Below are 18,780 nucleotides of genomic sequence, written 5' to 3' on the forward strand. Positions count from 1 at the left end.
TAGCAACATTGTCTGTAAATCGAATTCTTGTTATTAACCCAGGTAGTACATCCACAAAAATTGGTGTTTTTGATAATGAAAGACCTGTTCTAGAAGAAACGATTCGTCATGACGTAGAACAGATTGGAAAATATAAGAGAATTATCGACCAATATGAGTTTCGAAAAGAAACGATTTTAGAAGTTCTACATTCTCATGGTATTAACATTTCAAAATTAAACGCTGTTTGTGGGCGTGGTGGATTACTTCGTCCAATCGAAGGCGGTACGTATACAGTAAACGATGCGATGTTAGAAGATTTGAAAAATGGCTTTAGCGGTCATCACGCTTCAAACCTTGGAGGCATTTTAGCATATGAAATTGCTTCTGGATTAAACATTCCTGCATTCATTGTGGATCCTGTCGTTGTAGATGAGATGGAGCCGGTTGCTCGTATAAGTGGTATTGCTGGTATGGAACGCAAAAGTATCTTCCATGCATTAAATCAAAAAGCAGTTGCTCGTAAAGTAGCTGAACAGTTAAATCACAAATACGAGGATTTAAATTTATTAGTTACACATATGGGTGGCGGTATTACAGTTGGTGCTCATAAAAAAGGAAGAGTAATCGATGTGAATAACGGTTTAAACGGAGAAGGACCATTTAGTCCAGAGCGCGCTGGTACAGTACCAGTAGGGCAACTAGTAGAAATGTGTTTCTCTGGTGAGTATTACCGTGATGAAATGATTAAAAAACTTGTCGGACAAGGTGGACTTGTAAGTTTAATCGGTACAAATGATGCGATTAAAGTAGAGCAAATGGTTGAAAAAGGTGATCCTGAAGCAACTCTTATTTATAAAGCAATGGCATATCAAGTTGCAAAAGAGATTGGCGGAGCTAGCGCTGTACTTCACGGGAAAATCGATGCAATCGTATTAACTGGTGGACTGGCATACAGTAAAATTCTTGTCGATGAAATAAAAGAGCGAGTGGACTGGATTGCAGATGTTATCGTACATCCAGGCGAAGATGAGTTAGAAGCGTTAGCAGAAGGAGCACTTCGTGTATTACGTGAAGAAGAAGCTCCAAAAGAATACGTTGTACGTGAAAAAGAAACGGTAGCTAGGGGTTGAGATAATGGCAAAAGAATATGATTTAGTCATCGTTGGCGGCGGTACTGGTGGATATGTTGCTGCAATTCGTGCATCACAATTAGGGTTAAAAACAGCACTAGTCGAAAAAGAAAATCTTGGTGGTACTTGTTTACACAAAGGATGTATTCCTAGTAAAGCTCTTTTACGTAGTGCGGAAGTATATGCAACTGCTAAAAAAAGCGAAGAGTTCGGAGTTATTGCAAGCAATGTAGAACTAAACTTTGCGAAAGTACAAGAGCGTAAAGAGAAGATTGTAACGCAGCTTCATAAAGGCGTTCAACATTTAATGAAACAAGGTAAAATTGATGTGTTTGAAGGTATTGGTCGTATTCTTGGCCCGTCTATTTTCTCTCCTATGCCAGGGACAATTTCAGTTGAACTTGCAAGTGGAGAAGAGAATGAAATGTTAATTCCAAAAAATGTACTTGTTGCAACAGGTTCTCGTCCAAATTCATTACCAGGTTTAGAATTAGATGGAGAATACGTAATGTCTTCGGATCATGCCCTAAAAATGGAAACGCTTCCTAGTTCGATTATTATCGTTGGTGGCGGTGTAATCGGTATTGAGTGGGCATCTATGCTTGCTGACTTCGGTGTAGAAGTTACAGTATTAGAGTATGCAAAAACGATATTACCACTAGAAGATCAAGACGTTTCAAAAGAAATGCAACGTCTATTCAAGAAAAAAGGTATTAAAGTGGTAACTGGTGCAAAAGTATTACCAGAAACATTGGTAAAAGATAATGGAGTAACAATCCAAGCTGAACACAACGGTGAAAATAAAGAATTTAAAGCAGAAAAAATGCTTGTATCTGTAGGAAGACAAGCGAATACGCAAAATATTGGCTTAGAGAACACAGATATCGTTGTGGAAAAAGGATACATTCAAACAAATGAGTTTTATCAAACGAAAGAATCGCATATTTACGCAATTGGAGATGTAATCGGTGGCCTGCAACTTGCTCACGTTGCTTCTCATGAAGGAATTGCTGCAGTAGAACATATTGCAGGGAAAGAAGTTACACCAATTGATTACTCTATGGTATCAAAATGCGTATATAGCAGTCCAGAAGTTGCTTCTGTTGGCTTAACAGAACAAGAAGCGAAAGAAAAAGGCTATAAGTTAAAAGTAGGTAAGTTCTCATTCCGCGCAATCGGAAAAGCACTTGTATACGGAGAATCAGATGGTTTCGTAAAACTTGTAGTTGATGAAGAGACAAATGACATTCTTGGTGTTCATATGATTGGACCACATGTAACAGATATGATTTCTGAAGCTGGTCTTGCAAGAGTACTTGATGCAACACCTTGGGAAGTAGCACATACAATTCATCCGCATCCATCATTATCTGAGGCGATTGGTGAAGCAGCACTTGCTGTAGATGGAAGAGCGTTACACGCATAAAAATGTGGATTTAGGAGGTTATGAAAAATGGCAGAAGTAAAAGAAAAGCGCCATGAAGAGCTTGGCTTAAGTGATGAGCAAGTATTAGAAATGTTCCGTACGATGTTACTTGCACGTAAAATCGACGAACGTATGTGGTTATTAAACCGCGCTGGTAAAATTCCATTCGTAATTTCTTGTCAAGGACAAGAGGCTGCACAAGTTGGAGCGGCGTTCGCTCTTGATAGAGAGAAAGATTATGCATTACCATACTATCGTGATATGGGTGTTGTACTAGCATTTGGTATGACAGCTAAAGAGCTTATGTTGTCTGCTTTCGCGAAAGCTGGAGATCCAAACTCTGGTGGTCGTCAAATGCCTGGTCACTTCGGTCAAAAGAAAAATCGTATTGTTACAGGTTCATCTCCAGTAACAACGCAAGTACCACATGCAGTTGGTATTGCACTAGCTGGAAAAATGGAGAAGAAAGATTTAGTAACGTTCGTTACATTTGGAGAAGGTTCTTCAAACCAAGGTGACTTCCATGAAGGGGCAAACTTTGCTGGTGTACACAAACTACCTGTTATTTTTATGTGTGAAAATAACAAATATGCAATCTCTATTCCGGTTGAAAAACAATTAGCATGTAAAAACGTATCAGATCGTGCAATTGGTTATGGTATGCCTGGATATACAATAGACGGAAACGATCCGCTTGCAGTATATAAAGCTGTAAAAGAAGCAGCAGATCGCGGTCGTCGTGGTGAAGGCCCAACTTTAATTGAAACAGTATCATATCGTTTAACAGCACATTCTAGTGACGATGATGATCGTGTTTATCGTGATAAAGAAGAAGTAGAAGAAGCAAAGAAAAAAGATTCAATTATAACATTCGCGGCTTATTTAAAAGAAGCTGGTGTGTTAACTGAGGAATCGGAAAAACAAATGTTAGACGAAATTATGCATATCGTAAATGAAGCAACAGAATATGCAGAAAATGCTCCGTATGCAGCACCTGAAGATGCATTGAAGCACGTATACGCAGAATAGGGGGGAACGTTTCATGGCTGTAATGTCTTATATTGATGCTATTACATTAGCAATGCGCGAAGAAATGGAACGCGATGAGAAAGTATTCGTTTTAGGAGAAGATGTTGGTAAAAAAGGTGGCGTGTTTAAAGCGACACACGGTTTGTATGATCAATTTGGTGAAGATCGTGCGCTTGATGCACCGCTTGCAGAATCTGCAATTGCTGGGGTAGCAATTGGTGCAGCAATGTATGGTATGCGTCCAATCGCTGAAATGCAGTTTGCTGATTTCATCATGCCAGCAGTAAACCAAATTGTTTCTGAGGCAGCAAAAATTCGTTATCGTTCTAATAATGATTGGACTTGTCCAGTTACAATCCGTGCACCGTTTGGCGGGGGGGTTCACGGTGCATTGTATCATTCACAATCTGTAGAAGCGATGTTTGCAAACCAGCCAGGTTTAAAAATCGTTATCCCTTCTACACCATATGATGCAAAAGGCTTATTAAAAGCAGCCATTCGTGATGAAGATCCAGTATTATTCTTCGAACATAAACGTGCATATCGTTTAATTAAAGGTGAAGTGCCGGAGGATGACTACGTATTACCAATCGGAAAAGCAGATGTAAAACGTGAAGGTGATGATATTACAGTTATCACGTACGGATTATGTGTTCATTTTGCTCTTCAAGCAGCTGAAAAGTTAGCACAAGATGGCATCTCTGCACACATTCTTGATTTACGTACTGTATATCCATTAGATAAAGAAGCAATCATTGAAGCAGCTTCTAAAACAGGTAAAGTTCTTCTTGTAACAGAAGACAATAAAGAAGGAAGCATTATGAGTGAAGTGGCAGCAATTATTGCTGAAAACTGTCTATTTGATTTAGATGCGCCAATCGCACGTCTTGCAGGTCCAGACGTTCCAGCAATGCCATATGCACCAACAATGGAAAAATTCTTTATGGTAAATCCAGATAAAGTTGAAAAAGCAATGCGTGAACTTGCGGAATTTTAATCGGGGGGACTATACATGGCTGTAGAAAATATTACAATGCCTCAGCTCGGGGAGAGCGTTACAGAGGGCACAATTAGTAAATGGCTCGTTAATGTTGGCGATCACGTAAACAAGTATGATCCGCTTGCAGAAGTAATGACTGATAAAGTAAATGCTGAAGTACCATCTTCTTTCACTGGTATTGTGAAAGAGTTAATCGCTGGTGAAGGTGATACGTTAGCTGTAGGTGAAGTAGTTTGTGTGATTCAAGTAGAAGGCGCAGACGAAGTAGCAGCAACAGCTGTTGAGGAAAAAACGAAAGAAGAACCAAAGGCAGCAGCAATTACGCCTGAAAAAGCACCGAAAGTAAAACAACCAACTGATGGAAAACCACGTTTTTCACCAGCTGTGTTAAAACTTGCGGGTGAGCATAACGTTGATTTAGATCTAGTAGAGGGTACGGGAGCAAACGGCCGTATCACTCGTAAAGATATTTTAAAGCTAGTGGAATCTGGAAATATTCCGCAAGCAGGTGCGGCGAAGAAAGATGAAGCTGTAGCGGCGGTAGTAGAAGCTCGCCCAGAAGCACCAAAAGCAGCACCAGTAGCGCAAAAAGTAGAAGCTGCGAAACCAGTTTCTGTACCTACAATGCCTGGAGATATCGAAATTCCAGTCACAGGTGTGCGTAAAGCAATCGCAGCAAACATGTTACGTAGTAAACACGAAGCACCACATGCTTGGATGATGATTGAAGTAGATGTGACAAACCTTGTGTCATACCGTAACTCAATTAAAGGTGACTTTAAGAAGCGTGAAGGCTTTAACTTAACGTTCTTTGCTTTCTTCGTAAAAGCAGTAGCACAAGCGTTAAAAGAGTATCCTCAAATTAATTCAATGTGGGCTGGCGATAAAATTGTTCAGAAGAAAGATATTAACCTTTCTATCGCTGTTGCAACAGAGGAAGAACTATTTGTACCAGTAATTAAGCAAGCGGACGAGAAAACAATTAAAGGTATCGCTCGTGAAATTACAGAACTTGCAGGAAAAGTACGTACGAAATCGTTAAAAGCAGACGAAATGCAAGGTGGAACATTTACAATTAATAACACAGGATCATTCGGTTCTGTTCAATCTATGGGTATTATTAATTACCCGCAAGCAGCTATTTTACAAGTTGAATCAATTGTAAAACGCCCAGTAATTATGGATAACGGAATGTTCGGTGCTCGTGATATGGTTAACTTATGTTTATCACTTGATCACCGAGTACTTGATGGTTTAATTTGTGGTAAGTTCTTAGGACGTGTTAAAGAAATTTTAGAAAACATGTCAGAAAACAATACATCTGTATATTAATAAAAAGCTCGCTTATGCGAGCTTTTTATTATCTTATTTCTTCATCTACATCCTACTATATGTATAAATATCTTTCCCAGTAATCTTACAATAAACGATTATGTATTAGGAATTTACGAAAATACATTGCTGATATATGGTATATGGATATAAAATAAGAAAAGAATAATTTTTTTGGCAAATCTTACTGACGAAACTGTAGTATAATATATTGTATTGTATGAAAAAGAGAGTTATTCTATATAAGTGTTTTATAGATAATGTGTAATCAGTCGTCAAAACATGAAGAATGTTGACTCCTGGTTTTTTATTTTTGCCGTAACAATGTTTCAGGAGGATGTCATGAAAAGAAGTACCGAGTTTCTAAAAAGTTTAGATGTAAAATTAATTTTAATTTTGTGTGCACTATGTGTGACGAGTATAGCTGCTATATATAGCAGTCAGCAAACGGGACAGTATGGAGCTGCAAACTTTGCTATGAAACAAGGTGTTAACTACATAATTGGGGTTGTATTGTTACTTCTTGTTGCAAGCATCGACTTAGATCAATTGCAAAAATTATCTTGGCCACTTTATATTGCCGGGTTTGGTTCACTTATTCTTTTGAAAATACTACCGGTTTCCACCTTCACACCTGAAAAATTAGGTGCAAAAAGATGGTTCGTTTTTCCAGTACTTGGACAAATTCAGCCGTCTGAGTTTTTCAAAATTGCATTGCTACTTGTAGTAGCGAGCATAGCTGTGAAACATAATGCGCAGTATATGGCGAGGACATTCCAAACGGATTTAAAATTAGTAGGTAAAATTATGCTAGTTTCTCTTCCGCCTATGGCTGTTGTATATAGCCAACCGGATACAGGTATGGTGTTCTTATATGCTGCTGCTATTGCATGTATTTTATTTATGTCAGGTATTCAAAAGAAATTGATAGCATTATGTACAGTTATTCCGTTGACCATATTATCTGCTTTAATATTTATTTTCTTTAAGTATCCAGATTTTTTCTATAATAAGTTAGTTACTTTACTAAAACCTCACCAACAGTCGCGTATTGTAGGTTGGTTAAATCCATTTGAAAATGCAGATCAAGGTTATCAAACACAGCAATCGATTTTAGCTGTAGGTAGTGGAGGAATGGAAGGTAAAGGATACGGTGGAGGAAGCGTCTATATCCCAGAGAAGCATACTGACTTTATTTTCGCTACAATTGCCGAAGAAGGTGGATTTATCGTAGCAGCCTTAGTTGTCTTCTTGTTCCTATTACTACTATATCGAACAATTATTATTGGTTATTCCGCTGATAATTTATTTGGTACATTATTATGCGCTGGATCAATCGGTATATTAACAGTTCAAATATTCCAAAACATCGGTATGATCGTTGGATTAATGCCTGTAAAAGGTATTGCATTACCTTTCTTATCGTATGGGGGAAGTTCCTTATTCTCGAATATGATTATGATGGGGCTCATACTATCGGTACGGAAAACTTATAAAAAATATATGTTTTCAGTTAAGTAAAAAAAGCTGGTTCGTTTTTAAACGAACCAGCTTTTTTTACATATATGCTCATAAACGTTGCAAACTAAAACAGGATAGCAGTTTGAGACGGGTAAGGAGTGCAAAGTGATGCATATGCATATTTTTGAAGGAGCACGGCATCTTTCTAATAGTGAATGGGTTATTCGGGCTATTATAGCATACATATTTTTAATATTAGTTGCGAAAGCAATGGGGCAAAGGTCTATCGCACAACTTCGTTTTTTAGATGTTGTATTAGTGTTATTGCTTGGTGGGAATATTTCTAACGCATTGTCTGATGAAAAAGTAGGGTTACTGGGCTCGATGATTACAACGTTCATACTCGTTGTACTTCATATTATAAGCTCAGTTTTAATGCTGAAATGGGATAGATGGAGACGCTTTTTAGAGCCAGCACCTATCATTCTTATACATAATGGTTCCATTGATTTTAGCAATTTGAAAAAGGCGAGAATTACCGTGGAATATTTGTTTTCGGAACTTCGCATGCGAAATGTGAGCGATATTCAAACGATTAAATTAGCATTATGGGAAGCGAACGGTGTCGTTTCTATATTTCGGTATCCAGAATATGAAGCAGTTTCGCGGCTTGATCTTAAAGTGGCGGGAAGAAAATCTCCAGTTTCTTTTGTATTAGTAAAGGATGGGAGGATTCAGAAAGATGTTCTTGCATTATTAGGAAAAACAGAAGCGTGGGCGAGAGAATTTCTAGAGGAGAGTACAGAAGTCGAATCCATTATGTTAGCTACAGTAGATGAATCACATAAAATAAATATTTTGTTAAAAAAATGAAAAATATACGCATTTTGTCGTTTCGTACATATGATACAATAGTGTGGACAACGAAAAAGGAGGCGATACGGTGGGATATGTAGAAGAATTACGAAAAATAGTTGGTCATCGCCCTTTAATTTTAGTTGGTGCTGTTGTACTCGTTATAAATGAAAATGGATATGTTTTATTGCAGCAGCGGACAGAGCCGTACGGAAAATGGGGGCTACCTGGCGGGCTAATGGAGCTTAGTGAATCACCAGAAGAAACAGCTTATCGTGAAGTATATGAAGAGACAGGAATAAAAGTGAAGAACTTGCGACTAATCAATGTATTTTCTGGAGCGAACTACTTTACAAAATTAGCAAACGGTGATGAATTTCAATCTGTAACAACCGCCTATTATACGGATGAATACGAAGGGGATTTTGTTATGAATAAAGAAGAAGCAGTTCAGCTTAAATTCTTTTCAGTAACAGAACTACCTGACTATATTGTAGGATCGCATAAAAAAATGATTGCTGAATATATGAAGATTATGGAAAAAAAGATATAATAATAGTGAAAGAAATACAAAAACACAGTTCTGGTTGGTAGTCCAGACGCATGATTTCATGTCAGTAACCTTCCCCCTCCGGGATGTCCCGTATTTCTAATCTTTTAAAGGAGGGGCTGTCAATGGATTTGACAGTATATCACGATGGCCAATTTTTTGTTGGAATTATTACATGCAAAGAACAAGGGAAATTGTATGGAGCGAGGTATATTTTTGGAGCGGAACCGTCAGATGAAGAAGTGCTTATGTTTGTGAATGGTTCACTTTTAGAGCATTTTCAGCATTTTGCAAAATGTGGTGTAGAAGTTAAAGAAAAACAGCGTCCTAAAAACATAAAGCGTATCATACGACAAGCAGCAAAAGAAACAAATGTTAAACGTTTTACTAAGGCGCAAGAGGCGATTAGTTTATCTTATGAATTTCATAAACAAGAAAAGAAAGTGCAGTCTAAGGAGAAGCGAGAAGCTGAAAAAGAAAGAAGACGTTTAATTAAAGTACAAAAAGCAAAGCAAAAACATCGTGGTCATTAAAGAAAAGGTGTTAGAGCAATTGCTCTAACACCTTTTCTATACTTAAATACAAGTAAACTTACTTGTATTTCATAAACATTAACTGGTAAGATACAAATAGGTAGTTTTAGAGGAGGGAAAAGAGTGATTAATTTTAACTTTTTTATGAATGATGTTGTCCGCCAAGCGCGTGAAGAGATTGTCTCTGCTGGATATACAGAATTGACGACGCCAGAAGCGGTAGAAGAAGCGTTTAAAAGAAATGGAACAACACTTGTAATGGTAAACTCTGTATGTGGTTGTGCAGGTGGTATTGCTCGTCCTGCTGCTGCGCATTCCGTACATTATGATAAACGTCCTAACCACCTTGTAACGGTGTTTGCAGGTCAAGATAAAGAAGCGACAGCAAGAGCGCGTGAATATTTCGAAGGGTACCCACCTTCTTCTCCATCATTTGCTTTATTAAAAGATGGAAAAATTGTAACGATGGTAGAGCGTCATGAAATTGAAGGTCATGAACCGATGCAAGTTATTGCGAAACTACAATCATATTTTGAAGAGAATTGTGAAGAACTATAAAAAATAAGAGAAAAGGCGGCACATCCACAATCAAGTGGATGTGCCGCCTTTTTTATTTATTATTAAAATTTCAGAGATATGCATAGTTATGTTGTTTTATGCATTATTTTATACATAAAAAATAGCGTATATATTGTTTTATTATTTATTTTTATTTTATATATTGCATAAAAATAAAAGTGCTGATACAATACAAACATCGAATAAATATTCTATTAAACTTTTAAATATACATTATTAGGGGGAAGAAAGATGAAGAAGTTAGTATCAATATCGTTTGCACTTATTTTAATTGTAAGTATATTCAGCGCTTGTAGTAATGGGGAATCGAAAGAAACAAAAGGAAATAAGAAAGTACTCGTAATGGGGACTTCAGCAGATTATAAACCATATGAATACGTGGAAGCTTCAAAAAGTGATGAAATTATTGGTTTTGATGTTGATGTTGCTAAATATATCGGAAAAGAACTTGGGTATGAAGTGAAAGTGAAAGATATGGATTTTGGTGGTTTATTAGCATCTCTTAGTTCAGGAAAAGTTGATTTCGTAATGGCAGGCATGACGCCAACTGCAGAGCGTAAAAATAATGTTGATTTTACAGATATTTATTTTGTTGCGAAAAATATGGTTGTTTCTAAAAAGGATTCTAACATTAAATCTGTAGAGGATTTAAAAGGGAAAAAAGTAGGGGTACAAACAGGATCTATTCAAGAAGAGAAAGCGGCAGAATTTAAAAAACAAGTAGATTTCCAAGTTGAGGGACGTGACCGTATACCAGAAATCGTACAAGAAATTAAAGCTGGTCGTTTTGACGCTGCAATTATAGAAGACACAGTTGCTAAAAATTATTTAGAGAAAATGAAAGATTTACAAGGAATTGAAATTAAAGAAGCGCCAGAAGAAGTTGGAGCAGCAATTGCCCTTCCGAAAAACAGTGATAAAACAGCTGAATTTAATAAAGTAATTAAAAAAATGCAAGAAAATGGAGAAATGGATAAATTAGTGAAGAAATGGTTTGGCAGCGGAAAATAAGCTGCCTTTCACTTTTCTGTGAGGGGAATGAAAAGAATGAACTTAGATTTTTCGGCGATTACGCCTTCGATACCATATATACTAAAAGGTTTAGAAGTTACTTTGAAAATTGTAGCGGTATCAGCTTTAGCAGGATTTATTTTAGGAACGTTATTAGCACTTTGTAAAATTGCTAGAATACGAGCATTAAATATAGCAGCAGATTTTTATACATCAATTTTTCGTGGTACACCACTTGTATTGCAATTAATGATTATTTATTTCGGTGTCCCGCAAATAATTGGTTATGAAATACCAGCATTCTTAGCAGCTGTACTTGCATTTAGCTTGAATTCAGGTGCATACATGTCAGAAGTAATTCGTGCTGGTATTCAAGCAGTTGATAAAGGACAAACAGAAGCAGCAATGGCTTTAGGGATACCATACGGAAAAATGATGAGAAATATTATTTTCCCTCAAGCATTAAAAAATATATTACCAGCGCTTGTGAACGAATTTGCGACACTTACGAAAGAATCAGCTGTAGTAACAGTAATAGGCGCGACTGATTTAATGCGTCGTGCTTACATCGTAGGCGGTGAGACATTTAAATATCTTGAACCATTACTTTTTGTTGGATTGATTTATTATATGTTAGTCATTATTCTTACATTAGTCGGGAAGGCAATTGAAGGGAGAATGAAGAAAAGTGATTAAAATTGAAAACCTTCATAAATCATTTGGTAAAAACGAAGTATTAAAAGGAATTACAACAACGATTGAAAAAGGGGAAGTAGTTGCAATTATAGGACCTTCTGGATCAGGAAAATCAACATTTTTACGTTGTATGAATATGTTAGAAGCACCAACGGATGGTCACATTTGGATTGGAACGGAAGAAGTAACGAATCCGAAAACGAATGTTATGCATGTTCGTGAAAATGTCGGTATGGTATTTCAGCATTTTCACTTATTTCCTCATATGACTGTATTAGAAAATATTACGTATGCTCCTATCAATGTAAAAGGGGTAACGAAGCAAGAAGCTGAAAAGAAAGCTGAGAAACTTTTAGAAAAGGTTGGATTAGTAGATAAAAAAAATACGTATCCGAATCGTTTGTCGGGAGGACAAAAGCAACGCGTAGCAATTGCAAGAGCGTTAGCGATGGAACCGGAAGTTATGTTATTTGATGAACCGACATCGGCGCTAGATCCAGAGATGGTGAAAGAAGTGTTAGAAGTTATGAAATCGTTAGTTACGACAGGAATGACGATGGCTATCGTTACACATGAAATGGGCTTTGCAAAAGAAGTGGCAGATCGTGTTCTTTTCTTGGACGGAGGAAAGCTTGTAGAAGATAGTGCGCCAGAAGAATTTTTTGCAGCGCCGAAAAGTGAACGTGCGCAACAATTTTTACAAAAAATATTGTAATATGAAAAGGTTATGTGAATAATAAGTAGAAAAGGATGACATTGTGTCATCCTTTTTTTATACTAGCTGTAAATACGTTTATACATATAGGAGCAATGATATGTTCAAAATTGGATACCGTACAGTAAAAACAGCAATAGGGACAGGCGCGGCAGTTTTTATTGCTCAGTTATTAGGATTAGAATTTTATAGTTCAGCAGGTATTTTAGTTATTTTATGTGTACAAAATACGAAGCGCAAATCGCTTCAAGTGTCGTTACATCGTTTTCTAGCGTGTGTATTATCAATGGTATTCGCGTTTTGTATTTTTGAAACGATCGGCTATACACCACTTGCAATTAGCATATTGTTACTTACATTTATTCCGACTGCAGTAATGCTTAAAATTCAAGAAGGTATTGTCACGAGTTCAGTTATTGTTATGCATCTATATTCATTGAAGCAAATTACATGGCTTATAGTTGGAAATGAAATTGCTATATTAACAATAGGAATTAGCGTGGCGTTATTAGTAAATATGTATATGCCGAGTAGTGAAAATAAGCTAAAAGAGTATCAGGATAAAATAGAGAGTAATTTTAAAACGATTTTGTTTGAAATGGTTGTGTATTTACGAAATCGAGAAAGTAGTTGGAGTGGAGCAGAACTCATTGAAACCGAGAATATGTTAAATGAAGCAAGAGATTTATCGTTTAAAAAACTTGAGAATGCATTTATGCGAGAAGATGATTATTACTATCGTTATTTTAATATGCGTATGCAACAATTTGAAATTTTAGAGCGAATGATACCATTAGCAGCTTCTTTATCGTGGACGTATGAACAAGCTGACATGATTGCAGATGTTGTTGAAAACATTGGTAATGCTATTAGCCCTGAGAGTACAGGCGTTATTTCCTTAAGGCAGCTTCAAGAAATGAGGGAATTATTTAGAGACATGCCATTGCCAGCTACACGCGAAGAATTTGAGATACGTGCGAAACTTGTTCAACTTGTGTATGAAATGGAACAATATTTACTCATTAAAAGTCGCTTTAAGGGAAAGGATAATATAAAAGAACTTATATAGAAGAACTTATATAGAAGAACTTATATAGAAGGTAGGAATTATCTATGCCGTATCTTCTCTCTATCATATTATGTCTTTCTTTATCGCCGATTTGGCCTCTTGGGGATAATCCACGTGCCGGAGATCCTTTTATTATTGTAAATAAAGCAACGAATAAATTAGCTTACATTGACGATGGAAAGATTCAAAAGGTTTTTCCAGTAGCGACAGGGAAAACGAATGAATTAACTCCAGAAGGAACTTTTGATGTTGTAATGAAAGCGAAGGATCCGTATTACATTGCGAAGGATATTCCAGGTGGATCGCCAAAAAATCCACTTGGATCAAGGTGGATTGGATTTAATGCAAGAGGAACTGATGGAAGTAAATATGGAATACATGGAACAAACCAACCGAGTTCAATTGGAAAGTATATTTCACAAGGATGTATAAGAATGAAGAAAAACGATGTGGAATATTTGTTTGATCGTATTCCAATTGGAACGAAAGTATGGATTGTGAAATCGAAAAAATCATTTCAGCAATTGGCAAAAGAAAAAGGAGCCGTTGCATATGAAGAAGCCAACGAAAAGGTTGGCTTTTTCTATTGTAATAAGTTGTCTTGACATGTGTACATAACCATGCGTTAATGAAAGTATAGAAAGATAAAATTAGATAAAGGGGTTGCTCATATGTACTTGAATCCAAAACTTTCGTATATGCAGTTTTTTATGGGATTTCTATTTGTTATTACATTCATATTGGCAACTTTTAATATATGTTCTTATCTTGTAGCGATTGTATGTATGGCATTACTTAATCTCACTTTTGTTATTGGGGCATTTCAGCAGAAACAATATACAAGTTTTGTAATAGCACTTGTAATGTCATTTTCCTTTAGTATTGTAGCGATTGTGTTTTATATAAAATAAACCATCTCGATGTCGAGATGGTTTATTTTGTCATGTGTAAAAAGTAAAAAAAGGACGAACACATCGCCCTTTTTACCAAAACATACTCGCGCCAGCAAGTAATGTTGTTACAAGCATAGAAATTAGCATCACATAAACCATAATTTTTTGAGCTTTTTTATGCATCGTTATACCTCCTTGCAAATCAGTACAATTTCATTGTAACGAGAAATGAAATTATGGACAAGGGGAGAGTAAGGACAAAATTCGGGAAGGGGTTGCAAAATATAACAGGAAATTTGAGTGTGTGTAGAGAATATAGTAAAAGGGTATATTGTTAATTTTTAGTTGGGCAAGCTGAAGAATGGAGATACGATGATGAAAATATACGAAACAGATCGTTTATATTTAAAGGAAATTGATGAGTCGTATGCTGAAACAGTTCTTCAATATTACGACAGAAATCGTGAGTTTTTAAAAGCTTGGGAAGAGTATAGACCGGATGATTTTTTTACGCTAGATTATCAAAAGAAAAAGTTGCAAAAGGATAGCAAAGAGTTCGAAGAAGGGAAAATCATCAGACTATGGATTTTTAAAAAGGGTGATGATACGAAAATAATTGGGTGTATTTCATTTAATTTAATCGTTCGTGGCATTTATCAATCTTGTGTACTCGGTTATAAATTAGATAAAGCAGAGTTAAACAAAGGGTATACGACAGAAGCACTTAGAAAAGCAATTCAAGTTGCTTTTGAGGGATTTCAGTTACATCGTATAGAAGCTCCGATTATGCCTCGTAATTTAGCATCTATACAAGTAGTGACGAAGATAGGCTTTCAATATGAAGGCGTGTCTAGGAAGATGTTAATGGTAAATGGCGTGTGGGAGGATCATATGCGCTGGGTATTGTTAAATGAGTAATAGAAAGCAGATGGTTATCTAGACATGTAAACCATCTGTTTTTTGTCTTGTATTTCGAAACTTTTGCGAAATTCTGTTATAATTAATAGTGTTACATACATAATGGTAGTGCAGGAGGCGCAGTCTTATGATTAATCAAGAACGTTTAGTAAATGAATTTATGGAATTAGTACAAGTAGATTCTGAAACGAAATTTGAAGCAGAAATCTGCAAAGTATTAACGAAGAAATTTACAGATTTAGGTGTAGAAGTATTTGAAGATGACACAATGGCTGTAACTGGTCATGGTGCAGGTAACTTAATTTGTACTTTACCAGCAACAAAAGATGGTGTTGATACAATCTACTTTACTTCTCATATGGATACAGTAGTTCCTGGTAATGGAATTAAGCCTTCTATTAAAGATGGATATATCGTATCAGATGGTACAACAATTTTGGGCGCGGATGATAAAGCTGGATTAGCATCAATGTTCGAAGCAATCCGTGTTTTAAAAGAGAAAAATATCTCTCACGGTAAAATTGAATTTATTATTACAGTCGGAGAAGAATCAGGTCTTGTTGGTGCAAAAGCTTTAGATCGTGAGCGTATTACAGCGAAGTATGGCTACGCATTAGATAGCGATGGAAAAGTTGGTGAAATCGTTGTTGCAGCTCCAACACAAGCGAAAGTGAACGCAATTATTCGCGGGAAAACAGCTCACGCTGGTGTAGCACCGGAGAAAGGTGTATCTGCAATTACTATCGCAGCGAAAGCAATTGCGAAGATGCCACTTGGTCGCATTGACTCTGAAACGACTGCAAACATTGGACGTTTTGAAGGTGGTACACAAACGAATATCGTTTGCGATCATGTACAAATCTTTGCAGAAGCTCGTTCTTTAATCAATGAGAAAATGGAAGCACAAGTTGCGAAAATGAAAGAAGCATTTGAAACAACTGCAAAAGAAATGGGTGGTCATGCAGACGTTGAAGTAAACGTTATGTACCCAGGATTTAAATTTGCTGATGGCGATCACGTTGTAGAAGTTGCAAAACGTGCAGCTGAAAAAATTGGTCGTACACCGTCTCTTCACCAAAGTGGTGGCGGAAGTGATGCAAATGTAATTGCAGGACACGGTATCCCAACAGTTAACTTGGCAGTTGGTTATGAAGAAATTCATACAACAAACGAGAAGATTCCTGTTGAAGAGTTAGCAAAAACAGCAGAATTAGTTGTTGCAATTATTGAAGAAGTAGCGAAGTAATAGAATAGAAAAAGCGTGTAAATCAATTGTGATTTACACGCTTTTTATTTTGATTCGATTGTTTTTACAAGGCGTATAAGCCAATACAAGAAAAATCATAGCAGTATATAATATTAGACGAGAGAAAAATTCAAACGTATTCATGTTGAAAATTGGAAGGAGTAAATAATTATGATGATTAATATAACTACAAGGAACATATAGTTAATTTCACCATAATCAGCCTCTTTCACATGTGTATCCTCTTTATATGGATTATAAAAAAGAACAAGTAATTATTATAACTATTGTGCAAAATTTGATATAATAAAAGAACGAACGTTCTGATTAGGGAGTGAGTACTATGCGAGAAATGTATCCGAAAAATGGTCGTGTAATTTTACATGTAGATATGAATTGCTTTTTCGCATCTGTTGAAATTGCTCATGATCCATCATTACAAGGAAAGCCATTAGCGGTTGCTGGAAATGAAAAAGAGAGAAAAGGAATTATCATAACATGTAGTTATGAGGCGAGAGAATACGGAATACGTACGACGATGCCCCTTTGGGAAGCGAAAAGGTTATGCCCGCAATTAGTTGTAAGGCGTCCTAATTTCACATTATATCGAGAAGCTTCATTTCAAATGTTTCAAGTCCTTTCCCGTTTTACAGAAAAGATACAACCAGTCTCAATAGATGAAGGATATTTAGATATTACAGATTGCTACGCACTTGGTTCTCCTGTTGAAATAGCAAAGATGATTCAACAAGCACTATTAACAGAGTTGCAGCTTCCGTGTAGTATTGGAATCGCTCCAAATCTTTTCCTAGCAAAGACCGCTTCAGATATGAAAAAACCACTTGGTATTACCGTGCTTCGAAAACGCGATATTCCAGAACTGATTTGGCCACGTCCAGTTGGAGCAATGCATGGAATTGGTGAGAAAACAGCTGAAAAATTAAATGATATTCATATACAGACAATTGAACAGTTGGCAAAGGGAGACGAGCATATCATTCGCGCTAAAATTGGCAAGCACGGTGTTGATTTGCAAAGGCGTGCAAAAGGTATGGATGATAGGGAAGTGGATCCGAGTCAAATGGGACAGCATAAAAGTGTCGGTAACTCGATGACTTTTTCAAAGGATATGGATGAAGAGAAAGAATTACTTGATATGTTAGAACGTTTATCAAAGTCAGTGAGTAAAAGGTTACAAAAGCGAACCCTTGTCAGCTATAATATTCAAATTATGATTAAATACCATGATAGACGAACAGTAACACGGAGTAAGCAATTGAAAAATGCGATTTGGGAAGAACGCGATATTTTTCAAGCAGCATCCCGTTTATGGAAGCAACATTGGGATGGTGATTCCATTCGTTTACTAGGTGTTACAGCTACTGAAATAGAGTGGAAGACAGAATCGGTGAAACAATTAGATTTGTTTTCATTTGAAGAGGATGCAAAAAAAGAACCGCTACTTGCTGTCATTGATCAAATTAATGATAAGTATGGAACACTGCTTTTACAACGAGGTAGTCAACTACTACGTAAGCAAGAGAAGTCGTTTCAACAAAAGTTAGAAAATAAATTTATGTAGAAGGTGTCATGAAGTAGTAAAAATCATGACACCTTTCCTATTTAACTCGCTTCTAAATCTAAAGAAGTCTTCCATCCAGCTCCAGTAACGCCAGATTTTAATAGCATTCTACTTACTATTTTTTCAATTAAGATAGCTGCATTTGTCTTGCAATGTAATATAGCCTGTATACAAACTTTTTGATTAGAATCTACATCTTCACTATACAACTCTTTTAAACTGAGCCCTTCTGTACTTACCATATGCATAAGTAAAAAACGAATATGTGCTTCAGTTTCTTCTGAACAAGTAAGGGAAAGTAAGTAGTTCGTTTGTTCAGGTGATTCTTCTTTTGATTTTTTATTCATAAAAAGAGCAATTGGGCGAAGAAGTATATTTGCTAGTAACACGCCGACTGCACCTAATATAGCTGCAACGAGGAAACCGGCGCCTGTAAGAGTACCGACAGCAGCTGCACACCATAAAGTAGCTGCCGTATTTAGCCCTCTAATACTAAAACCATCGCGGATAATAACGCCACCCCCTAAAAAACCAATGCCACTAACGACTTGAGCAGCAATGCGTGAGGGGCTAGCATCATGATCAAGCATGACGGATAATAAAACAAATATACAGGCACCAAGTGATACGAGAGCATTTGTCCGCAGCCCGGCCATTCGATGTCTCCATTGTCTTTCCATTCCGATGCAAGCTCCTACAATAATTGCTATAACTAATCTGAATATAATGTCGTACCATACCATCATGGTCACCTCCATATATAAATATGTGTT

21 protein-coding genes are annotated in these 18,780 nt (G+C 36.6%); 19 read left to right on the forward strand and 2 right to left on the reverse strand.

All coding sequences use genetic code 11. The features are described 5' to 3' along the window. Window positions 1-8 precede the first annotated feature (8 nt). The 16 genes from buk (at window position 9) to OXT04_RS15520 (ending at window position 14,279) form a co-directional block, all read left to right on the forward strand. Window positions 9-1,112, forward strand: a complete 1,104-nt coding sequence (buk, locus tag OXT04_RS15445; protein ID WP_000115781.1) for a butyrate kinase — start codon at window positions 9-11, stop codon at window positions 1,110-1,112. Between the two features lie 4 nt (window positions 1,113-1,116). Then, complete coding sequence (lpdA, locus tag OXT04_RS15450) at window positions 1,117-2,538, forward strand: dihydrolipoyl dehydrogenase (RefSeq protein WP_001051295.1); 1,422 nt, start codon at window positions 1,117-1,119, stop codon at window positions 2,536-2,538. 27 nt (window positions 2,539-2,565) lie between these two features. After that, on the forward strand, window positions 2,566-3,567 hold the full coding sequence (gene bfmBAA, locus OXT04_RS15455; protein ID WP_000852551.1) for a 3-methyl-2-oxobutanoate dehydrogenase subunit alpha: 1,002 nt from the start codon (window positions 2,566-2,568) through the stop codon (window positions 3,565-3,567). Between the two features lie 13 nt (window positions 3,568-3,580). Then, window positions 3,581-4,564 (forward strand): 3-methyl-2-oxobutanoate dehydrogenase subunit beta, encoded by a 984-nt coding sequence (gene bfmBAB / locus OXT04_RS15460; RefSeq protein WP_000290071.1) that lies wholly within the window; start codon window positions 3,581-3,583, stop codon window positions 4,562-4,564. 15 nt (window positions 4,565-4,579) lie between these two features. Further along, window positions 4,580-5,899, forward strand: a complete 1,320-nt coding sequence (locus OXT04_RS15465) for a dihydrolipoamide acetyltransferase family protein (RefSeq protein WP_000257642.1) — start codon at window positions 4,580-4,582, stop codon at window positions 5,897-5,899. A 342-nt stretch (window positions 5,900-6,241) separates the two neighbouring features. After that, window positions 6,242-7,420 carry an FtsW/RodA/SpoVE family cell cycle protein gene (locus tag OXT04_RS15470; RefSeq protein ID WP_000831182.1) on the forward strand — a complete coding sequence of 393 codons (1,179 nt, stop codon included), beginning with the start codon at window positions 6,242-6,244 and terminating at the stop codon, window positions 7,418-7,420. A gap of 108 nt (window positions 7,421-7,528) precedes the next feature. Continuing rightward, on the forward strand, window positions 7,529-8,233 hold the full coding sequence (locus OXT04_RS15475; RefSeq protein WP_000550963.1) for a DUF421 domain-containing protein: 705 nt from the start codon (window positions 7,529-7,531) through the stop codon (window positions 8,231-8,233). Between the two features lie 70 nt (window positions 8,234-8,303). Continuing rightward, the gene (locus OXT04_RS15480; RefSeq protein WP_000542551.1) at window positions 8,304-8,768 is read left to right on the forward strand and encodes an NUDIX hydrolase; all 465 of its coding nucleotides are present in this window, start codon (window positions 8,304-8,306) and stop codon (window positions 8,766-8,768) included. A gap of 122 nt (window positions 8,769-8,890) precedes the next feature. Then, complete coding sequence (locus tag OXT04_RS15485) at window positions 8,891-9,298, forward strand: YjdF family protein (protein WP_097821462.1); 408 nt, start codon at window positions 8,891-8,893, stop codon at window positions 9,296-9,298. Window positions 9,299-9,442: 144 nt separating this feature from the next. Continuing rightward, complete coding sequence (locus OXT04_RS15490; RefSeq protein ID WP_001979317.1) at window positions 9,443-9,856, forward strand: BrxA/BrxB family bacilliredoxin; 414 nt, start codon at window positions 9,443-9,445, stop codon at window positions 9,854-9,856. Between the two features lie 252 nt (window positions 9,857-10,108). Next, entirely contained in the window at window positions 10,109-10,888 is a 780-nt protein-coding gene (locus OXT04_RS15495) for a transporter substrate-binding domain-containing protein (RefSeq protein ID WP_000737678.1), read from the forward strand. Between the two features lie 36 nt (window positions 10,889-10,924). Then, the gene (locus OXT04_RS15500; RefSeq protein WP_001046915.1) at window positions 10,925-11,584 is read left to right on the forward strand and encodes an amino acid ABC transporter permease; all 660 of its coding nucleotides are present in this window, start codon (window positions 10,925-10,927) and stop codon (window positions 11,582-11,584) included. Beyond that, entirely contained in the window at window positions 11,577-12,299 is a 723-nt protein-coding gene (locus tag OXT04_RS15505; RefSeq protein WP_000590203.1) for an amino acid ABC transporter ATP-binding protein, read from the forward strand. The genes OXT04_RS15500 and OXT04_RS15505 overlap by 8 nt, the downstream gene beginning before the upstream one ends. A 100-nt stretch (window positions 12,300-12,399) precedes the next feature. Continuing rightward, window positions 12,400-13,368, forward strand: coding sequence for an aromatic acid exporter family protein (locus tag OXT04_RS15510; protein WP_000472671.1), 969 nt, complete (start codon window positions 12,400-12,402; stop codon window positions 13,366-13,368). Between the two features lie 44 nt (window positions 13,369-13,412). Then, window positions 13,413-13,973, forward strand: coding sequence for a L,D-transpeptidase (locus tag OXT04_RS15515; RefSeq protein WP_001146564.1), 561 nt, complete (start codon window positions 13,413-13,415; stop codon window positions 13,971-13,973). A gap of 66 nt (window positions 13,974-14,039) precedes the next feature. Then, entirely contained in the window at window positions 14,040-14,279 is a 240-nt protein-coding gene (locus OXT04_RS15520; RefSeq protein ID WP_000281167.1) for a DUF3894 domain-containing protein, read from the forward strand. Window positions 14,280-14,351: 72 nt separating this feature from the next. On the opposite strand, the gene prli42 is transcribed toward OXT04_RS15520, so the two are convergent. Continuing rightward, complete coding sequence (prli42, locus tag OXT04_RS15525) at window positions 14,352-14,444, reverse strand: stressosome-associated protein Prli42 (RefSeq protein WP_000549037.1); 93 nt, start codon at window positions 14,442-14,444, stop codon at window positions 14,352-14,354. A 189-nt stretch (window positions 14,445-14,633) separates the two neighbouring features. Here prli42 and OXT04_RS15530 point away from each other — a divergent pair, with 189 nt between their 5' ends. From OXT04_RS15530 to OXT04_RS15540, 3 genes are all read left to right on the forward strand, one after another. Then, complete coding sequence (locus OXT04_RS15530; RefSeq protein WP_100910393.1) at window positions 14,634-15,179, forward strand: GNAT family N-acetyltransferase; 546 nt, start codon at window positions 14,634-14,636, stop codon at window positions 15,177-15,179. A gap of 127 nt (window positions 15,180-15,306) precedes the next feature. Beyond that, window positions 15,307-16,425 carry a tripeptidase T gene (locus OXT04_RS15535; protein ID WP_000609816.1) on the forward strand — a complete coding sequence of 373 codons (1,119 nt, stop codon included), beginning with the start codon at window positions 15,307-15,309 and terminating at the stop codon, window positions 16,423-16,425. 343 nt (window positions 16,426-16,768) lie between these two features. Next, window positions 16,769-18,007 carry a DNA polymerase IV gene (locus OXT04_RS15540; protein WP_016512327.1) on the forward strand — a complete coding sequence of 413 codons (1,239 nt, stop codon included), beginning with the start codon at window positions 16,769-16,771 and terminating at the stop codon, window positions 18,005-18,007. Window positions 18,008-18,048: 41 nt separating this feature from the next. Here OXT04_RS15540 and OXT04_RS15545 read toward each other — a convergent pair whose 3' ends face one another. Further along, window positions 18,049-18,750: an MgtC/SapB family protein gene (locus tag OXT04_RS15545; RefSeq protein ID WP_267415726.1), complete on the reverse strand. Its 702-nt coding sequence runs from the start codon at window positions 18,748-18,750 to the stop codon at window positions 18,049-18,051. Window positions 18,751-18,780 lie beyond the last annotated feature (30 nt).

This window comes from Bacillus sp. GC_Bacil_1 (assembly GCF_026540675.1).
GTDB classification, from domain to species: Bacteria; Bacillota; Bacilli; order Bacillales; family Bacillaceae_G; genus Bacillus_A; species Bacillus_A cereus.

Excerpts from the sequence above, each read along its gene's own strand:
- lpdA (WP_001051295.1), top strand. The coding sequence starts at position 1,117 with ATGGCAAAAGAATATGATTTAGTCATCGTTGGCGGCGGTACTGGTGGA.
- bfmBAA (WP_000852551.1), top strand. The coding sequence starts at position 2,566 with ATGGCAGAAGTAAAAGAAAAGCGCCATGAAGAGCTTGGCTTAAGTGAT.
- bfmBAB (WP_000290071.1), top strand. The coding sequence starts at position 3,581 with ATGGCTGTAATGTCTTATATTGATGCTATTACATTAGCAATGCGCGAA.
- OXT04_RS15465 (WP_000257642.1), top strand. The coding sequence starts at position 4,580 with ATGGCTGTAGAAAATATTACAATGCCTCAGCTCGGGGAGAGCGTTACA.
- OXT04_RS15470 (WP_000831182.1), top strand. The coding sequence starts at position 6,242 with ATGAAAAGAAGTACCGAGTTTCTAAAAAGTTTAGATGTAAAATTAATT.
- OXT04_RS15475 (WP_000550963.1), top strand. The coding sequence starts at position 7,529 with ATGCATATGCATATTTTTGAAGGAGCACGGCATCTTTCTAATAGTGAA.
- OXT04_RS15485 (WP_097821462.1), top strand. The coding sequence starts at position 8,891 with ATGGATTTGACAGTATATCACGATGGCCAATTTTTTGTTGGAATTATT.
- OXT04_RS15490 (WP_001979317.1), top strand. The coding sequence starts at position 9,443 with ATGAATGATGTTGTCCGCCAAGCGCGTGAAGAGATTGTCTCTGCTGGA.
- OXT04_RS15495 (WP_000737678.1), top strand. The coding sequence starts at position 10,109 with ATGAAGAAGTTAGTATCAATATCGTTTGCACTTATTTTAATTGTAAGT.
- OXT04_RS15500 (WP_001046915.1), top strand. The coding sequence starts at position 10,925 with ATGAACTTAGATTTTTCGGCGATTACGCCTTCGATACCATATATACTA.
- OXT04_RS15510 (WP_000472671.1), top strand. The coding sequence starts at position 12,400 with ATGTTCAAAATTGGATACCGTACAGTAAAAACAGCAATAGGGACAGGC.
- OXT04_RS15515 (WP_001146564.1), top strand. The coding sequence starts at position 13,413 with ATGCCGTATCTTCTCTCTATCATATTATGTCTTTCTTTATCGCCGATT.
- OXT04_RS15520 (WP_000281167.1), top strand. The coding sequence starts at position 14,040 with ATGTACTTGAATCCAAAACTTTCGTATATGCAGTTTTTTATGGGATTT.
- prli42 (WP_000549037.1), bottom strand. The coding sequence starts at position 14,444 with ATGCATAAAAAAGCTCAAAAAATTATGGTTTATGTGATGCTAATTTCT.
- OXT04_RS15530 (WP_100910393.1), top strand. The coding sequence starts at position 14,634 with ATGATGAAAATATACGAAACAGATCGTTTATATTTAAAGGAAATTGAT.
- OXT04_RS15535 (WP_000609816.1), top strand. The coding sequence starts at position 15,307 with ATGATTAATCAAGAACGTTTAGTAAATGAATTTATGGAATTAGTACAA.
- OXT04_RS15540 (WP_016512327.1), top strand. The coding sequence starts at position 16,769 with ATGCGAGAAATGTATCCGAAAAATGGTCGTGTAATTTTACATGTAGAT.
- OXT04_RS15545 (WP_267415726.1), bottom strand. The coding sequence starts at position 18,750 with ATGGTATGGTACGACATTATATTCAGATTAGTTATAGCAATTATTGTA.